The sequence below is a fragment of the Haloarcula onubensis genome (assembly GCF_031624605.1).
In the GTDB taxonomy this organism is placed as follows: Archaea; Halobacteriota; Halobacteria; order Halobacteriales; family Haloarculaceae; genus Haloarcula; species Haloarcula onubensis.
Genome location: NZ_JAMQOS010000005.1, coordinates 1 through 16,194, shown reverse-complemented (window position 1 = coordinate 16,194; position 16,194 = coordinate 1). Strand labels below are relative to the sequence as shown.

Below are 16,194 nucleotides of genomic sequence, written 5' to 3'. Positions count from 1 at the left end.
GCGCTGACCGAGACTATCACGTTCGATAGCCGGGAACACCGAGGTTAAGAGGGTGGCCCGTCACCTAACGCGCATGACGCGAAATATCCTCTCGGACGACCTGGCCGACGCCATCGTCACGACGGCGCGCACAGCGACGGGCGACTCACTGCGCTCGGTGACCTACTTCACACGGGCGAACTTCGAGCAGTTGTATCTGCGGGACGACCTGCAGCAGGACGCCGACCTCAACGACTTCGTCGGCCACGAGTGGCAGGGGTACAAACAGACCAAGAACGCCTACCAGGAGTCCGAACTTGGCGAGTACAAGTTCACCGTCCGAGCCTTCGAGAACGGCTATCTGCTGCGGGCGACCACGGAGCGCCAGGGCGTGCTCATCACCACCGACGGCCTCTCGATGGGTTCCTACGAGGAAATCGCCGAGGCCATCGAACGGCTCCTGCGCGAGGAGTCCGGGAAAGAGTAGTCACAACAGGTTCAGCAGCCAGTTCGCCGCGTTGAGCGCGACGAGCAACGCGCCTTCCAGTCGACTGAGCGTTTCTCCGGTGTGGAACAGCACCACCACCAGGACCGTCGTTCCCAGCAGCCACGCGGTCCCCTCGACACCGACCGGCGAGACGTCGAGGGGGTGGACCAGCGCGGCCAGGCCGACGACGCCGAGGGCGTTGAAGAGACAGCTCCCGACCAGATTGCCGGCGGAGATGCCCGTCCGGCCGGCCCGGGCGGCGGCGAGGGAGGTGGCGAACTCCGGCAGCGAGGTGCCGGCAGCGACGATGGTGAGCCCGATGACCCACTCGGAGACGCCGGCGACCCGCGCGATGTCGACGGCCGAGACCACCAGCAGGTGTCCCCCGCCGACGACGAGCGCGAGACCGACGACCAGTCGGGCGGCGTCGGGCGGGTGGAACGGCTCGGTCGCGGTCGTCACGCCGCCGCTCTCCGACCGTGCCAGCACGCCCAGGTACGCGAGCAGCGACGCGAACAGCAGGCCGCCCTCGAGGGCCGAGAGCCGACCGTCGACTACGACGGCCAGCAGGAGCGCCGTTGAGCCGACGAGCAAGAGCCCGTCGCGGCGCACGAGCGTCCCCGGGGTGGCAAGCGCCCGCACGAGGGCGACCCCGCCGAGGATGAACCCCAGGTTCAGGACGTTCGAGCCGACGACGTTGGCCACCGAGATGTCGGACTGGCCCGCGAGGGCGGCGTCTATCGTCACCGCGAACTCCGGGGCCGAGGTGCCGAAAGCGACGACGGTGAGGCCGATGACCAGCCCCGGCACGCCCAGCCGGCGGGCGACCCGCGAGGCGCCGGTGACGAACTGGTCGGCGCCGAACCACAGCGCGACGGCCGCCACGCCGACGTAGAGCACGTCGAAGACGACCACGTCAGTCCCCTCCGACGGCGCGGCGCGGATTCGGTTGCGATAGCACTGGGGTAGCGTAGCGACAGAACCCCCCTAACTGTTCCCCCGCCGCCCCACCAGAGTTATGCCCTCGCCAGCGAACGCTGGCACATGACGCTGGACCCGGTGCACGTCGACGGAATCGCCCAGCTCGCGGGGCAGGTCCGGGCGACCGTCGAGACGAGCGACCAGGGGGCCGCCGCCGAGACGGTGTGGGAGTCGTTTCTTTCCCCGCTGTACGACACCGACGGCCGCGAGATTCTCGTCCCGCTGGGCGGGCAACGCCGCCGGCTGGTGCCCATCGAGGACGTCGCCCTGGAGGAGCCGCCGTTCCCGACCCAGCACGGGCTGGACTCGGGGACCATCAACCCGACGACGTTCAAGAACGGGCTGGTGCTGGACGTGGCCCAGGCCGCCATGAGCGCGACGCCGTCGGACGTGGACTTACACCGGGGTCGGACCATCATCATGGCCGTCCACTCGAACGACGCGACGCTCGCGTTCGACGGCGAGTGGCGGGCCGACGACCGCGGCTACGCCCGCCGGCGGGTGCTCGACGCCCCGCAGGTCGACCGCTTCGAACAGCGGGTCGTCCACGCGCTGGCGCTGTACCTCGCCGAGAGCGAACACGCCCTGCTCAACGCCGACGCCGTCGAGGACCTCTTCGTGCTGGACGGCCCCATCTATCCGACCGGCCTGCTCCGCTGGGCCGACCGTGACACAGAACTCGCCGAACTGCTGGCGGAGGACGACCGGCCGAAGACGGTCGTCGGGAACTACGTCGAACTCGTCGAGCGGTTCGTCGAGAGAGACGTCCCCCTGGTCGGCTTTGTCAAGACCTCCTCGCGCAAACCGCTGACCCGCGTCGTCCGCAAGAAGACGGCGGCGCCCTGGACCAGCGACAGCGCCTTCTTCCGGCACGTCCTCGAACGTCGGGACGGCGACGGCGAGCGCCGGACGGACGCGCTGACCTGTACCAACTGGTTCCGCTCTCGCGGGGGGACCGACGGCGTGATGGCCGCCGACGGCGACGCCCTCGGTATCGACCGCGAACTCGACCCCGAGGCCTACGAGGTGACTTTCTTCGTCATCTACGACCCCCGGACGGACCTCGTCTTCCGGGTGGAAGCCCCATACGCGTTCACGAAAGACCCCGAGCGCCGGGAACGGCTGGCGCGCCAGATACTCCACGACGTGGCCGCCGAGCAGGGCCCGCCGCTGGCCGTCGCGAAGGCCGACGAACTCGCGAGCATCGACCGACGGGGCAGCGAGGAGCTCACCAGACGCATCGAGCGGGAGTTCGAGACGGACCGCGACGCATCCTACAACGACCTCCGCTGGGGCGCCATCGAGGAGAAGTTCTAGGCGTCGACGACCGGCTTGACCGTCACGATGACGTCGTCCGAGGGGACACCCAGCCGGGCGAACTGGGTCCTGACGTGCTCTCTCGCCGCTTCCAGTGCCGTCTCGCGGTCGTCGAACCCTCTGAGGACCGGCGACTCGAAGGCGACGCGCAGCTCCCGGTCACCGATGCGCTGTGGCTGGCCCCCGCTCTCGACCTCGTAGAAGGCGTCACAGACCCAGACGTACGGCGACGCTCCGTCGGGCGCGCCCCGGTACGACGGCGATTCCTCCCCCGGTTCGTACAGCGTGCCGGTCAGGCCGGCCCCACCGGCGCTGCCGCGAACGAGTAACATGGTATAGGATAGGGGCCCGGTCGGCAAAAGCGTCACTTCAGAACTCGCAGTCGACGACGACCGGGAGGTGGTCCGACGCGTAGTGCGTGTCGTCGCGGTCGGTGACGGCCGACCAGCCGGTGACCGCGGTGTCCTCGCTGACGAAGACGTGGTCGATGCCCATGTCGGGCAACAGGTCCTCGAAGTCCGTCCGAGTCGTCGTCGGGCCGTGACAGCACGGCGCGAGCCGTCGGCTGTCGCGCAGGCGTCGACCGTCGGGGAGCGCGTAGTCGCTGGCGGCGGCGTGGGCCGGGCCGCCGACGACGCAGTTGAAGTCCCCGCAGACGACGACCGCCTCGTCGTCGACGACGTCGCCGAGGCGCGACAGCGCCAGCGCGATGCCCTCCCGCCGGGCGCGCTCGCCGTAGTGGTCCAGATGCGTGTTCAGTACGACCAGCCCGCGGTCGGCGCCGTGCTCGCACAGTCGCACCCAGGTCGCGACCCGCGGGTGGCGGGCGTCCCAGCCGACGGAGTTGGCCGTCTCGGGCGACTCCGAGAGCCAGAACGTGTCGGTTTCGGACGCGTCAAAGCGCGCCTCCCGGTAGCCGACGGCGGTGTGCTCCCCGCTGGGCGCGGCCGTGTCGCGGGCGTCACCGACCCACTCGTAGCCCGGTAGCATGGCCTCTAGCTCCCGAAGCTGGTGGGTCATCGCCTCCTGAACGCCGACCACGTCCGGGTCGTGATACCGGATGGTGTCGGCCACCAGCCGCCGCCGGTGGGCCCAGTTGTGTACTCCGTCCTTGGCAGTGTCGTACCGAACGTTGAACGACATCAGCCGCACCGGCTTCATGTAGGTCGGTCTGTGGGCCAGAAGGGTAAGCGTTCCACTTCCGGCGCGCCGGGGAAAGGTGTTAATCCCAGGCTACCGTGGGTGGCTGTATGTCCGACCTCGGGGATTTCACCGATTTCGACGGCGGGGACGACGAGAGCGAGTCGGCCGACGACGGGGAAGACGGGACGGACCCGCCGGCCGACGCGGACGCCGAGAGGGCGGCGTCCGACGACTTCGAGCGCATGGACGTGACCCCGGCCGGCACCGACACCGGCCTGGGCGTCCTCTCGGCCGCCGACGGGCTCCGCATCAGCGAGGACGACGACGAGTGCAACCTCCGGGCGTACGTCACCGTCCAGAACCGCTCGCGGGTCCGCCTGGGGAAGTATCTGCTCGTGCCCTACCCCGACGGCGAGCGGCTGTTCTGTCGCATCTCGGCCCTGGAGTACGCCCAGGAGTTCCGCGCCGACGACGCCACCGAAATCCACGCCCGCCGCGCGATGCGGGAGGCGGAAATCGACGAACAGGACTTCAAGTTCATGGCGACGCTCGACCCCATCGCCGTCCTCTACGCCGACGGCGGGGCGCAGGACGGCTCGGACGGCGGAGCGGCGACGCCGCGAGACGGCGGCGACCTCAAGCGCCGGATGACCGACCGCGTCCCCAAACCCGAGACGGTCGTCCGCGAGGCCACCGACAAGTCCGAGATAAAGACCGGGCTGAAGATTCCAGCCGAGGGCGTCTTCCTGGGCCACCTCTCCGTCGGCGGCGAGAAGGTCCAGACCAGCGCCCAGCCCCCGACCATCGACTACCGCCTGAAAGACGACTACGAGTCGGGCGACCCGCTCGTCTTCCGCCACACGCTGGTCGCGGGTGGCACCGGCTCCGGGAAGACCCACAGCTCGAAGAACGTCCTCCGGCAGTATCTGGGTCGGACCTACGAGATGGGCGACGGGCGCACGCCCGAACTCGCCGTCGTGCAGTTCGACCCCCAGGACGAGTACGCCCAGATGCACGACGACAACCCAAAGATGGACGCCAACTTCGCCCGCCGCTGCGAGCGCGAGGGCGTCAAGACGGGCGGCCACGACGACACCATCGCGTTCGTGCCGAAAGTCGCCGGTGCCGAGTACAACGCCAGCCACCACCGCGCCGAACAGGTCGAGTTCACCATCCCGTTCTCGCTGGTCCACTCGAACCCGTGGCTCATCGCCGGGTCCAGTCTCAACGACAACCAGTACGGCGCGCTGGTGAACACCCTCCTGCCACGGTTCAAACGCGAGTACGGTCACAGCGCCACCTACGACCAGTTCCTCACCTTCCTGGGCGACCCCGCGCTCAAGGAGGAACTGCACGAGACCGGCGACATCCACGAGGCCACCTTCGACGCCGTCAAGCGCCGGGTTCGCGGCTTCGGCGGCGTCTTCGACCAGGACGCCCGCCCTATCACCGACCAGATTTCGCAACTGGTCCGGGACGGCGGACTGACCGTGATTCCGACCTACCACATCACGGACTCCCGGACCGCTTCGACCATCGTCCTCGCCGTCTCCAGCCTGCTCATCGACCAGAAGCTCTCGAACGACCCTACCTACGACCGCATCAAGGAGACGCCCCTCGTCCTCGGGATGGACGAGGCCCACAACTTCCTCACCGACGCCGACAGCGTCCAGGGCCGGAAAGTCATCGGCAAGTTCACCGAGGCCGCAAAGCAGGGCCGGAAAGAGCGCCTGGGCCTCTATCTCATCACGCAGGACCCTCAGGATATCGCCGACCCCGTCTTCAAGCAGATAAACACGACCATGGTGTTGAACCTCGGCGACGAGGACGCCATCAAGGCCGTGAACATCCCGAGGAACCTCGAATCGAAGGTGCCCTACATGGAGAAGGGCCAGCGCGTGGTCTACTCGCCCGACAACTCCGAGCCCGTGGAGTTGATTGGACTCTCGACGTGTGTGACCCGACACGGCAGGGAGTAGGCGGAACGAACAACGTGAGTTCCGCCGAAACGTGAACGTAGAGCGAAGCGACACCCGTGAGCGGTGGTGAGATGGCTCGCACGGCGAACCATCTCGTCACGGCGAACGCAGTGAACCCTCGTCACACACCCCTGCTGTGTGAAAAGAATCATGTGTCGCAGTCGTCTCTCCCCCGCATATGAGCGGGTCATTCGGCAGGGAGACAGTACAGGCGACCGGCACAGTCGACCGGAACCTCACGAAGATAATCGGGATGGCGACTGGCCTCATCGCCGTCAACATCCTGGCGATGCTGGCGCTGTCGTACGTCCCGCCCGTGGTCGGTCTCGGGTCGGTGCTGTTCGGGAACTTCTTCATCGGTATCGCCGTCTTCGCCGTCACCGTCGGGGGCGGTTCGTGGGTCGCGAGCAAGGGGACCAAGCGCGGGAGTCTACCGCTGGCGGGGGCCGGCCTCACGCTGACGCAGGTCGGCTACGCCCTCTTTGGCGCCACGGTGCTGGGGCTGGCGGCCGCCTCGCTGCGCGTCCCGGCCATCGGCATCGCCGTAGTCGTCACCGCCGCCCTCACGGCCGCCGTGGCCGCCGTCGTATTCACCACGGAGAAGGATTTCTCCAGTTGGCAGAGCTACTCGTTTTACCTCTTCGTCGGCGGGTTCGCGGTCGGAGCGGTCGCCTTCTTCGTCGCGCCCGCGCTCATCCTAGTCGCCAGCCTCGTCTTCTTCGCCGCCTTCGTCGTCAGCCTGACCTACGAGATATGGGCGGTCAAGGAGAACCGCTACGCCAGCGACCTCCGCAACGCCATCGGCATCTACGTCGCCGTCATGGGCGTGTTCGTCAACGTCCTCGTCTGGGTGCTGCGCATCCTCGAACTGCTCGACGCCTGACGGGCCGAACATTCAAGCCCGCCGGTAGTGGCAGTGCTTGTATGCGCAAGCGCATTCTCGTCCCGGTCGACGGCTCCGAACAGGCGGCCGCGGCCGCGGCGTTCGCCGTCGAGCAGTTCCCAGACGCCACAGTGGTGCTCTTGCACGTCATCAACCCCGCCGAGGCGGGCTACAGCGCGCAGGCGTCGGTACCGTCGTTCTCCGAGGAGTGGTTCGAGGAGCGACAGGCCGAGGCCCGGACGCGCTTCGACGAGCTAGAGGCCGCCGCCCGCGAGTCGGGCGCCGAGCGCGTCGAGCGCGCTATCGAGGTCGGCCGGCCGAGCAAGACCATCGTCGAGTACGCCGACGACCACGACATCGACCAGATTGTGATGGGGAGCCACGGCCGGTCGGGGATGTCACGGCTCCTGCTGGGCAGCGTGGCCGAAGTCGTCGTCCGCCGGGCGACCGTGCCGGTGACGGTCGTTCGGTGAGCGGCCGCCGGTGGACGACGAGGGGCGCCTACGGATGGCGGATGATGTACACGTCGTACCCCGGGTCCTCGGAGACGGGGGCGCCGACGCTCGAGACCGGCGAGGAGACGCGGCCGGCGTTCTCGCTGCCGATGAAGACGACCGAGGCCTCGACCTCGTGAGCGACCGCGCGGATGGTCCGAATCACGTCCGTCCTGAGCGAGGCCATCGAACTCACGTCCTCGGGGACCTCGTGGCGGAACTCGGCTTCGGGCGCGATGTCGGCGACCCGTTCGCGGAACCGCTCGGCGACGGCCTCCGGGTCGAAGGGCTCGTCGGGCCCGAGCCAGTTCCGCGAGAGGGCGTACTCAACCTCGTCGGGGACGACGGTCAGCACGAGCACGTCCTCGCCGGCGAAGTCGGCAAACTCGGTGGCGCGTTCGAGGGCGGCTTCGGACAGTTCCGAACCGTCGAAGGGGACGAGTAGCGTCATGCCCGACGGTTCGCCGGTGGGACGGATAAAACGTGGTTGCCGGTCGCGTTTCAGAAGATGTTGGCCTGCTGGTAGACGCTGATGCCGTCCATCGTAATCTCGTAGGGCTTGGTCTCGCGGGAGTGGTTGGCGTTGCGTATCTTCTGAATCTCCACGGCGAGGCGGGTCTCCCGAGTCTCGGAGCGGACGTACTGGAGGACGAAGACGGCGTCGGTCAGATACTCGATGATGCCGTGGCGGGAGGCGTAGGGGTTGTCCTCGCTGGCCTCGGAGGTGAGCATCGTCGTGACGCCAGCGGCCTTCAGCGACCGGGTGAAGTCGAACACCTCGGTCCGGCGCTTCGCCGGGTTGTCGTACATCATCTCTAGCAGGGAGACGGAGTCGAGCACGAGGCGGTCGGCGTCGAAGTCCTCGATGAGGCCGGGGAGTTCGCCGCGGATGTTGTCGAGGCTGTTGGCCATCTCCACCGGGTCCAGGTCGACGACGGCCAGTTGGTTGTCGGCCTCGTACGCGTCGAACCCCCAGTCGCGGTCGTCGGCGGTGCCCATGATGGCGGCGTGGGACTGTTCGAGCGTGATGAACACGCAGTTCTCGCCGTTTTCGAGCCCGTGGTGGAGGAACTGCAGGCCGAAGGTCGTCTTGCCGGTCCCGGCCGAGCCGATGGCGACGATGAGGTGCCGGCGCGGGATACCGCCCTGTATCATCCGGTCGAGCCCCTCGATGCCCACGTCGATGCGGGGAATGTCCGAATCGAAGTCCTCGTCCTCGAACTCGGCGTCCGAACCGCCGCCACCGCCGCCGGGGGCGCCGGCGGACTCGAACGCCGTCGCGAAGTCGTCGCCGAAGAGGCTCCCGCCGTCGTCGGCGTCGTCGCCGCTGTCCTCGAACGGACTCTCGCTCCCGCTGTCCTCGAACGGGCTCTCGCTCCCGCTGTCCTCGAACGGGCTCTCGCTCCCGCTGTCCTCGAACGGGCTCTCGCTCCCGCTGTCCTCGAACGGGCTCTCGGCCTCGCCGTCGTGGCCCGACGCGCCCTCCGAGTCACCGGCTTCACCGCCGGAACCGACCGACTCGTCGGCCGTGGCGTCCGCGTCCTCGGGGTCCTCCTCGAGCGCGCGCTCGAACCAGTCGTCGTCCCGGTCGTCCGTGCCCTCGCTCATTCGCCCGACCACCGGCCAGGGACAGCCATGGATGCACACTGTCTTGCAGACGGATATAAGCTTGCCGTCGTGGAGGGTTTATAGTCGCCCGGCGGGAACGGCTACCAATGACCGTCGGCATCGTCGCACAGCGGGACAACGACCGGGCGATGGCGCTCGCGAGCACGCTGACCGACCGGCTCCACGGGGTCTCGGCGACCGTCGCCGTCGACGAGACGACCGGCGGGGCGCTGTCGGACCACGCGGCGTGGAACGCCGCGACGCCGTCGACCCGGCCAGTCGACGAGATGAGCGACTGCGACCTGGTCGTCAGCATCGGCGGCGACGGGACCTTCCTCTATGCCGCCCGCGGTGCCGGCTCGACCCCCATCATGGGCGTCAATCTCGGGGAGGTGGGCTTCCTGAACGCGCTGGCGCCCGAGGAGGCCATCGAGACCGTCGTCGCCGAGGTCGAACACATCCAGAAGACCGGCAGCGCACGGACCAGAGCGATGCCCCGACTCCGGGCCAGCGGCGACGGCTGGGAGCTCTCGCCGGCGCTCAACGAGGTAGTCGTCCAGGGCTCCCACCGGGGGAGCGGCGGGGGAGGGAAGTTCGAGGTCCGCGTCGACGGCTCGTTATATACCAGCGGCCACGCCGACGGGGTGCTGGTGGCGACGCCGACCGGCTCGACGGCCTACAACCTGAGCGAGGGCGGACCGCTCGTCCACCCGGCGGTCGGGGGGATAGTGATAACAGGGATGGCACAGAGCGACGGGATGCCGCCGCTCGTCGCCGACGTCGACAGCGACGTGACGGTGTCGCTCTCGGGCGCCGACGAGGGGTGTGTCGTCAGTGACGGCCGTATCAGAGAGGCGGTGTCGCCGCCGGAGCGAGTGACGCTGACGCGGGCGAGCGAGCCGATTCGGCTGGCCGGCCCGCCGCTCGACTTCTTCACCGCGCTGGGAAAACTGCGGTAGTTACTTCCGACCGACCGAGTACAGAATCGGGGCGAGCGCGACGAGGACGAGCCCGACGAGTTTGTACGCGAACGCGGAGGTGAGTACGCTGCCGGCGTTCGGTGCCATCATCGACGCGGGAATCAGCAACAGTAACACGCCGATAGAGACGGTGTGGGCGCCCAGCATCTTGAGCGACCGCGTCGGCAGGATGCCGACGGCACCGAGGACGAACCCGAGCAACAGGACATCACCGATGGTGTAGTTCAGCAGAAAGCTGTCGATGATTTGCAGCGGTGGCGCGAGCATTCCTATGGTGAATCTGGCCGTGACGCAATCTTTAAAGTTCCGTTACGCGCTTCCTGTGGACCGTCACGTGGAACAGTTGCGCCCCGCACAATAATTATATGGCCGCACCCAACAGTATAGGCTACTGTGTCAGAGTCTACTGCGGACGCAACCGTCCTCGTCGTGGACGACGAGGCGGAAGTGGCGGACGTCTACGCGTTGCGTCTCCGCAACCAGTACGAGACAGAGACTGCCTACGGCGGTGCGGCCGCGTTAGAGCGGCTCGACGACGACGTAGACGTGGTGTTGCTCGACCGACGGATGCCCGACATCGGTGGCGACGAAGTGTTAGCTGAGATACGCAACCGCGACGTCTCGACACGCGTCATCATGATAACCGCAGTGGACCCCGACTTCGACATCATCGAGATGCCCTTCGACGACTACCTCTGCAAGCCCGTCGAGAAAGACGACCTGGTGGCGGCCATCGACCAGCAACTGGCCGCTCGGCGGTACGACGACCGGCTCGCGGAGTATCTGGAGGTCACGTCGAAACTCGCCCTGTTGAAAGGGGAGAAGACGGCCCAGACGCTCGACGACAACGACGGCGTCGAGTCGCTCGAAGCGCGGGCCGAGACGCTGCAGTCGGAGATGGACGACGCGCTCTCCGATTTCGACGATATCGACACCGCGTTTCGGGACATCACTCGCCGGCCGAGCTGAGTTCGCTCCGGGGAGTGTACAGCAGGTAGCCGGTCTGGCCGTTCGTTATCGTTCTGAGCCGGACCCGCTCGGTCCCGACTGCCGTCTCGCAGTCGACGACGCGGTCGAGCCCGCCCGCCGTGACGGCGTCGGCGGCGACCGTCCCCTCGCCGGTGACCAGCAGCGCCTCCGAGAGCGGCGTCCCTTCGATGCGGTCCACCGGAACGTCGAACGTCTCGCCGAAGGCCTCGTTGGCCGCCCGGACGACCGCCCCGTGGCCCTCGGCGGCGTAGTACAGCACGGGGTCGGGATGGCCGTCGAAGAGGTCCGCCGGCTCCGGCGCCGTCGTCTCGTCGGGGTCGACGTCGACCGTCATGGTCTGGTCGGGGCGTTCGGCGCGCTCGTCGACCCGGAACAGGCGGGCGACGCCGCCGATACCGCCGCCGAGCGCGATGCCGAGGCCGAGTGCCACCTCCCGCGAGAACGGCAGGGCGACGACGCTGTCGAGGGCGAGCAACACGGCGGCGAGCGATACCGCGCCGACCGCAATCCACCCCACGACGGCGAGGAGACTTTCGAACTGTGGCCCGCTGCCGGTCTCGCCGCTTGGCCGCTCGCTCATATGGGTGGCACTCGTGAGTCCACCTGTTAACCTCTTTCGGGACACGGCCGAGAGCGCGCCATCACAGCGCCGAGGCCCCGTCTGCGACGAGTTTCACGCCGATGGCGGCGAGCAACAGGAGTGTGCCAGCGGTCACCGTGCGGTCGGAGGGCGGACCGCAGACGCAGCGGCCCGTCGACAGTTATTCCGCCTGTGCCCAGTCGAGGGACCGCTCGACGGCGTCGTCCCAGCGGTCGTAGAGCTTGTCGACCTCTTCGGCGGACTTCTCGGGGCTGAACTCGCGGTCGATACGCCAGTTGTCACGCAGTTCCTCGACGGTGTCCCAGTAGCCGACGGCCAGGCCGGCGGCGTAGGCGGAACCGAGCGCGGTGGTCTCGTCGACCTCCGGGCGCGCGATGTCCGTCTGGATGATGTCGGACTGGAGCTGGCAGAGGAAGTTGTTCTTGACCGCGCCACCGTCGACCCGGAGTGTCTCCGTCTCGACGCCGGAGTCGGCTTCCATCGCCTCCGCGAGGTCACGGGTCTGGTAGGCGATGGACTCGAGGGTGGCACGCACGATATGCTCCTTGCGCGTCCCACGCGTCATGCCGACGATGGTACCGCGTGCGCGCCCGTCCCAGTGGGGCGCACCCAGGCCGGTGAAGGCGGGCACCACGTAGACACCGTCGGTCGAATCCACCGAACGGGACAGCTCGGCGGTCTGGGCGGCGTTGTTGATGAGGTCGACGTCTTCGAGCCACTCGATGGCGGCGCCGGCCATGAAGATGGAGCCCTCCAGCGCGTACTGGACCGGCTCACCGGACAGCTGGAAGGCGACGGTGGTCAGGAGGCCGTGGTCCGATTCGACGGCCTCGTTGCCGGTGTTCATCAGGTAGAACGCGCCGGTCCCGTAGGTGTTTTTCGCCTCCCCCTTGTCGAAGCAGGTCTGGCCGAACATCGCGGCCTGCTGGTCACCCAGCGCGCCCGCGACCGGCACTTCGGCGCCCAGGAAGCCGTCGGCGTCCGTGGAACCGTAGGTGTCCTCGTCCGAAGAGGGACGGACCTCCGGTAGCATGGACGCTGGCACGCCGAACTCGTCGAGGAGCTCGTCGTCCCACTCCATCTCGTGGATGTTGTACAGCATCGTCCGCGACGCGTTCGAGACGTCCGTGATGTGGTTGCCGGTCAGATTGTATATTATCCACGTGTCGGGGGTTCCCATGAGAAGTTCCCCCTCTTCGGCTCGCTTGCGAACGTCCTCGCCGCGGGAGGCTTCCATCTTCAGTGGCTCGGCGTTGTCGAGAATCCACTCGGTCTTGGTCGCCGAGAAGTAGGCGTCACACTCCAGCCCGGTCTTCTCGCGAATCCACTCGACTTTCCCCTCGTCTTGGATCTCCTCGACGCGGTCCGTCGTACGACGGTCCTGCCAGACGAGTGCGTTGTGGACCGGCTTGCCGGTCGCCTCGTCCCAGACGATGGTCGTCTCGCGCTGGTTCGTGATGCCGATGGCCTCGAGCTGCTCGGGGTCGAGGTCAGCTTCCTCGAGACCCGTGGTCACCACACTCTGTGTGTTCTGCCAGATTTCTATCGGGTCGTGCTCGACCCAGCCTGGCTCCGGGTAAATCTGCTCGTGTTTCTCGTAGGCGCTGGTGACGACCCGCCCGCTGTGGTCGAACACCATGAACCGCGTACCTGTCGTTCCCTGGTCTATCGCACCGACGTAGGTGTCTGTTGTCATTGTGTATCACAACTCCGCGTGCTCGAAAGAACAACTGATTGACATATTAAAGTTAGGGAACGGCCATTATATAGGATTAGTTAGGCTTCTTCCACACCGAAACGAGTCACGTCGGGAGTGTGGGGCACTCGGGCCGGGGCGGGCTACTCCTCGGTCTCGTCGGGGTCGCGAAGGTCTTTCTCCAGCGGCTTCGACGGGAAAAACGGGTGGCCGCCCGGGCTCCCCGTCGTCAGCCGCGGGTCGGCGTTGTTCTCGGTCCCACCGGTCGTCAGCCGGCCCGGTCGCTGCCGCCAGCTCGCGATCTCGGAGTCCCGCCGCTCGCGGACGAGGTGGCTCTCGATGTACTCGCTCAGACACACCCAGAGCTCCTCGCGCCGGTCGTCCGTCCGCGTCGTGGCCTCGACGATGATGCCGTCGACGATGGTGAGCAAGAACGTCGCGGTCCGCTCGGCGTCGACGTCGTTGAACACGCCCTGCTCGATGCCGTCCTCGATAATCTCGGTCAGGCGGGCGACGTACCGGTCCGGGTTCTCGGTGAACTTCTGGCGGAACTCGGGGTCGTTGATGGCCTGCGAGCGCAGTTCGAGGAACGCGCCGAGTCGCTCGACGTGGTCCGGCGCCGACCGCTCGGTCGGGTAGACGCCGAGGATGAGATTGAGGAACGTGTAGAGGTCTTCCACCGGGTCGCCGGTGGATTCGGTCCCCATGGCCCGCTCGAAGTCCGCCAGCATGTAGTCGGCAAAGGCGAGCATGATGTCGTGTTTGCCGTCGAAGTGGTGGTAGAACGAGGACTTCGAGAGGCCGGCCTCTTCGGCGAGCCGTGAGATAGAGATACCGGCGTAGCCGTACTTCTGAAGCGCGACGTAGGTGGCGTGCATTATCTCCTCGCGCGTGTCGGTGGCCTCGCCACCGAATGCAGCGTCGCCGGCCATACCCGAGCCTATTCCGCTGACGCTCAAATACTTTCGTGATACCGTCCGCAGCCCGCGGGGGTCACGGTGGGTTCTGAGACGCGCGTGGACGGCGACACCCGACGGTGACGGCGGCTCACCCCTGCGTCTCCGCCTCGTAGAGCCGCCGGAACACGCTGGTCGGAAAGCGGGGCTCGACGCGGCTCGGGGGGCGCCCGCTCGTCGACCCGTCGGTGCGGACCCGCTCGACGATGCCGTCGTCTGCGAGTTCGTACAGGTAGCGTCGCACCGTCCCGGCCGAGAGGTCGACGCCGGCGGCGATAGCGGCGGCCGTCTCCTCGACCGACGAGCGGTCCGCTGGCCGGACGTCGAGTAGTTCGCGCAGGACCCGCTGGCGGTTGGGAGCGAGCGTGAGCACCTGCGAGAGCGGGACAGCGTGACGGGGAGTCGCCTCGCACGCGTGAGCGATATCGTCGTCCTCGACGCGGGCCCGGCCGCGCTCGCTCGCCCGGTCGGCGGCGGCAAAGAGCGCGGCGAGGGCGTCGTGAGCGTCGCCGTCGGCCCACGCGGCGAGGTCACGGCACTGCTGGTGGGTGAGCGCGCGGGCGTCCAGCCCCGCCATCGCCCTGGTCGTGACGACGTCGGCCAGCGTCCGCGTCTCGTAGGCCGGCACCTCGAAGCGTGTCGCGGGCGGGTCGCCGTCCAGGTCTGTGGGGCGGTCACGGCCGATAGCGACCCACGCGAGGGCGCCGTCGAGGGGCGCGAGCGCCGCCTCGAGGGCCGAAAGCGAGCAGGTCTCCGACTCGCCGACGTGGTCGACGGCGACGACGGCGCGGCGGGACGACCGACAGAGCGTGTCCCGGAGCCGGTCCAGCAGGGCGTCGGTGCGGACGCCCTGTGTCGGGACCGACTCGTCGACGACGCCGTCGAGGATGGCGTGATAGCGGGCGAAGTCCGTGGTCGCGGCCCGGGCGTCGACGTAGACGAACGACTGGGACCGCTCGCGGGCGGCCCGGGGGCGCGTCGCGGTGTGAACGATGGAGCCCCGTCGGGAGCGGCGGGGACGGAGGTGGGCGAAGAGGGCGGTGACGACGGCGGACTTGCCTGCGCCGGCGGGCCCCCAGACGTAGGCGTCGGGCGGGAGGGCGCCGTCGAGCACCGGGTCGAGGTAGTCGAGCAGCGCTTCGAAGGTCGGGCCCCGACCGACCGGGTCGGCGATGTGGCTGACCGGGCTGATGGTCGCTTCGTCGCGGACGAGCCCGGCGTCGTCCTGCCGTCGTCTGATTCGCGTATCGATGTTCATCGGTGGGACAGTGGGTTGGGCGTTCGTGGGTCGCGAAAAAATCCGACCGCCGTCGGACTGTCTAGAACGGGACGTACAGCCCCCGTGCGGTCACACCGGCGAGTGTCAGGACGCCGATGAGCAGCGACATGACGAGGATGCCAAAGGCCGGCGGGTCGACGTGGGTGTCGCCGTGTGCGTAGAACACACGCTGGCCGGCCTCGCCGACGAGGGCGCCGGCCATGCCGAAGACGGCCGCGATCAGGATTGCGACGACCTGTGACGAGCCGGTCGGGTCGGCGACGAGGGCGGCCGCGCCGGCGCTGCCCGGTAGCGTCATGTGGTGGGTGACGGGAATCTTCTCGACGCCCAGGTTCAGGAACGTGAGCGAGGCCGCGGAGATACCGAACCCGAGGAAGACACTGCCCGTCGAGATGACGAGGAAGCCACCGAGCAGGCCCGCGACCAGACCGATCATCGCGACGTTGCCCCACGTGTACTGGTGGGGGAGCCACGGTTCGACGGCCGGGCGCATGACTTCGCTCCCGCCGTCGGCGGCGACCTCTTCGCCGTTCTCGAAGGGGGTCATGTCGAAGTAGCCGCTGCCGCCGGGCGAACCGAACAGCGAGTAGCCGAAGACGACCCGGTGGACCAGGGCGGAGAAGAACACCGTGAACGCGATGGTGTCGAACGCCACCGCCGTGGCGACGAGGTTCGCGGCCAGCGTCTGGGTGACGGCACCGAAGATACCGAAGATACCACCGACGGCGAGGACGTCGGGGCGCGTACCGAGCGCGTAGGCGATGTCCTTACCGGGGTGGTAGCCGCCGTCCTCCTGGGGCGGCATGGCGCCGTCCTGCTTC

General features: G+C 68.0%; 18 protein-coding genes. 7 read left to right on the top strand and 11 right to left on the bottom strand.

From position 1 onward, the window contains the following. The first annotated feature begins 73 nt into the window (after nt 1-73). Complete coding sequence (locus NDI86_RS14625) at nt 74-466, top strand: DUF7522 family protein (protein ID WP_310901181.1); 393 nt, start codon at nt 74-76, stop codon at nt 464-466. On the opposite strand, the gene NDI86_RS14620 is transcribed toward NDI86_RS14625, so the two are convergent. After that, nucleotides 467-1,381 (bottom strand): calcium/sodium antiporter, encoded by a 915-nt coding sequence (locus NDI86_RS14620; RefSeq protein WP_310901180.1) that lies wholly within the window; start codon nt 1,379-1,381, stop codon nt 467-469. Nucleotides 1,382-1,510: 129 nt separating this feature from the next. Here NDI86_RS14620 and NDI86_RS14615 point away from each other — a divergent pair, with 129 nt between their 5' ends. Next, a complete protein-coding gene (locus NDI86_RS14615; protein ID WP_310901179.1) occupies nt 1,511-2,764 on the top strand; it encodes a DNA double-strand break repair nuclease NurA in 1,254 nt (417 codons plus the stop codon). Here NDI86_RS14615 and NDI86_RS14610 read toward each other — a convergent pair. Further along, nucleotides 2,761-3,096, bottom strand: a complete 336-nt coding sequence (locus tag NDI86_RS14610) for a DUF7113 family protein (RefSeq protein ID WP_310901178.1) — start codon at nt 3,094-3,096, stop codon at nt 2,761-2,763. The two genes, NDI86_RS14615 and NDI86_RS14610, sit on opposite strands and share 4 nt — an antisense overlap. Nucleotides 3,097-3,133: 37 nt before the next feature. Further along, a complete protein-coding gene (locus NDI86_RS14605) occupies nt 3,134-3,925 on the bottom strand; it encodes an endonuclease/exonuclease/phosphatase family protein (protein ID WP_310901177.1) in 792 nt (263 codons plus the stop codon). An 89-nt stretch (nt 3,926-4,014) separates the two neighbouring features. On the opposite strand from NDI86_RS14605, the gene NDI86_RS14600 reads away from it, so the two are divergent. The 3 genes from NDI86_RS14600 (at nt 4,015) to NDI86_RS14590 (ending at nt 7,242) form a co-directional block, all read left to right on the top strand. Further along, the gene (locus NDI86_RS14600; RefSeq protein WP_310901176.1) at nt 4,015-5,886 is read left to right on the top strand and encodes an ATP-binding protein; all 1,872 of its coding nucleotides are present in this window, start codon (nt 4,015-4,017) and stop codon (nt 5,884-5,886) included. A 178-nt stretch (nt 5,887-6,064) separates the two neighbouring features. Next, nucleotides 6,065-6,769, top strand: coding sequence for a Bax inhibitor-1 family protein (locus tag NDI86_RS14595; protein ID WP_310901175.1), 705 nt, complete (start codon nt 6,065-6,067; stop codon nt 6,767-6,769). Between the two features lie 41 nt (nt 6,770-6,810). Further along, nucleotides 6,811-7,242 carry a universal stress protein gene (locus NDI86_RS14590; RefSeq protein WP_310901174.1) on the top strand — a complete coding sequence of 144 codons (432 nt, stop codon included), beginning with the start codon at nt 6,811-6,813 and terminating at the stop codon, nt 7,240-7,242. Nucleotides 7,243-7,270: 28 nt separating this feature from the next. Here the strand turns inward: NDI86_RS14590 and NDI86_RS14585 are convergent, their stop codons facing one another. After that, on the bottom strand, nt 7,271-7,714 hold the full coding sequence (locus NDI86_RS14585) for a universal stress protein (protein WP_310901173.1): 444 nt from the start codon (nt 7,712-7,714) through the stop codon (nt 7,271-7,273). 50 nt (nt 7,715-7,764) lie between these two features. Then, nucleotides 7,765-8,871, bottom strand: a complete 1,107-nt coding sequence (locus tag NDI86_RS14580) for a KaiC domain-containing protein (protein ID WP_310901172.1) — start codon at nt 8,869-8,871, stop codon at nt 7,765-7,767. A gap of 107 nt (nt 8,872-8,978) precedes the next feature. Here NDI86_RS14580 and NDI86_RS14575 point away from each other — a divergent pair, with 107 nt between their 5' ends. Continuing rightward, on the top strand, nt 8,979-9,830 hold the full coding sequence (locus tag NDI86_RS14575) for an NAD(+)/NADH kinase (RefSeq protein WP_310901171.1): 852 nt from the start codon (nt 8,979-8,981) through the stop codon (nt 9,828-9,830). Here the strand turns inward: NDI86_RS14575 and NDI86_RS14570 are convergent, their stop codons facing one another. Then, nucleotides 9,831-10,118: a DUF8006 family protein gene (locus NDI86_RS14570; protein WP_310901170.1), complete on the bottom strand. Its 288-nt coding sequence runs from the start codon at nt 10,116-10,118 to the stop codon at nt 9,831-9,833. Nucleotides 10,119-10,244: 126 nt separating this feature from the next. Here NDI86_RS14570 and NDI86_RS14565 point away from each other — a divergent pair, with 126 nt between their 5' ends. Then, on the top strand, nt 10,245-10,820 hold the full coding sequence (locus tag NDI86_RS14565; protein ID WP_310901169.1) for a response regulator: 576 nt from the start codon (nt 10,245-10,247) through the stop codon (nt 10,818-10,820). Here the strand turns inward: NDI86_RS14565 and NDI86_RS14560 are convergent. The 5 genes from NDI86_RS14560 to NDI86_RS14540 form a co-directional block, all read right to left on the bottom strand. Beyond that, entirely contained in the window at nt 10,801-11,421 is a 621-nt protein-coding gene (locus tag NDI86_RS14560; RefSeq protein ID WP_310901168.1) for a hypothetical protein, read from the bottom strand. The genes NDI86_RS14565 and NDI86_RS14560 overlap by 20 nt on opposite strands. 181 nt (nt 11,422-11,602) lie before the next feature. Continuing rightward, a complete protein-coding gene (gene glpK, locus NDI86_RS14555) occupies nt 11,603-13,138 on the bottom strand; it encodes a glycerol kinase GlpK (RefSeq protein ID WP_310901167.1) in 1,536 nt (511 codons plus the stop codon). Between the two features lie 143 nt (nt 13,139-13,281). Continuing rightward, a complete protein-coding gene (locus NDI86_RS14550; RefSeq protein WP_310901166.1) occupies nt 13,282-14,070 on the bottom strand; it encodes a TetR/AcrR family transcriptional regulator in 789 nt (262 codons plus the stop codon). A 115-nt stretch (nt 14,071-14,185) separates the two neighbouring features. Next, nucleotides 14,186-15,352 (bottom strand): AAA family ATPase, encoded by a 1,167-nt coding sequence (locus NDI86_RS14545; RefSeq protein WP_310901165.1) that lies wholly within the window; start codon nt 15,350-15,352, stop codon nt 14,186-14,188. Between the two features lie 61 nt (nt 15,353-15,413). Then, nucleotides 15,414-16,194, bottom strand: a 781-nt coding sequence (locus NDI86_RS14540; protein ID WP_310901164.1) for a DUF7973 family transport facilitator, incomplete at its 5' end; no start/stop codon positions are given.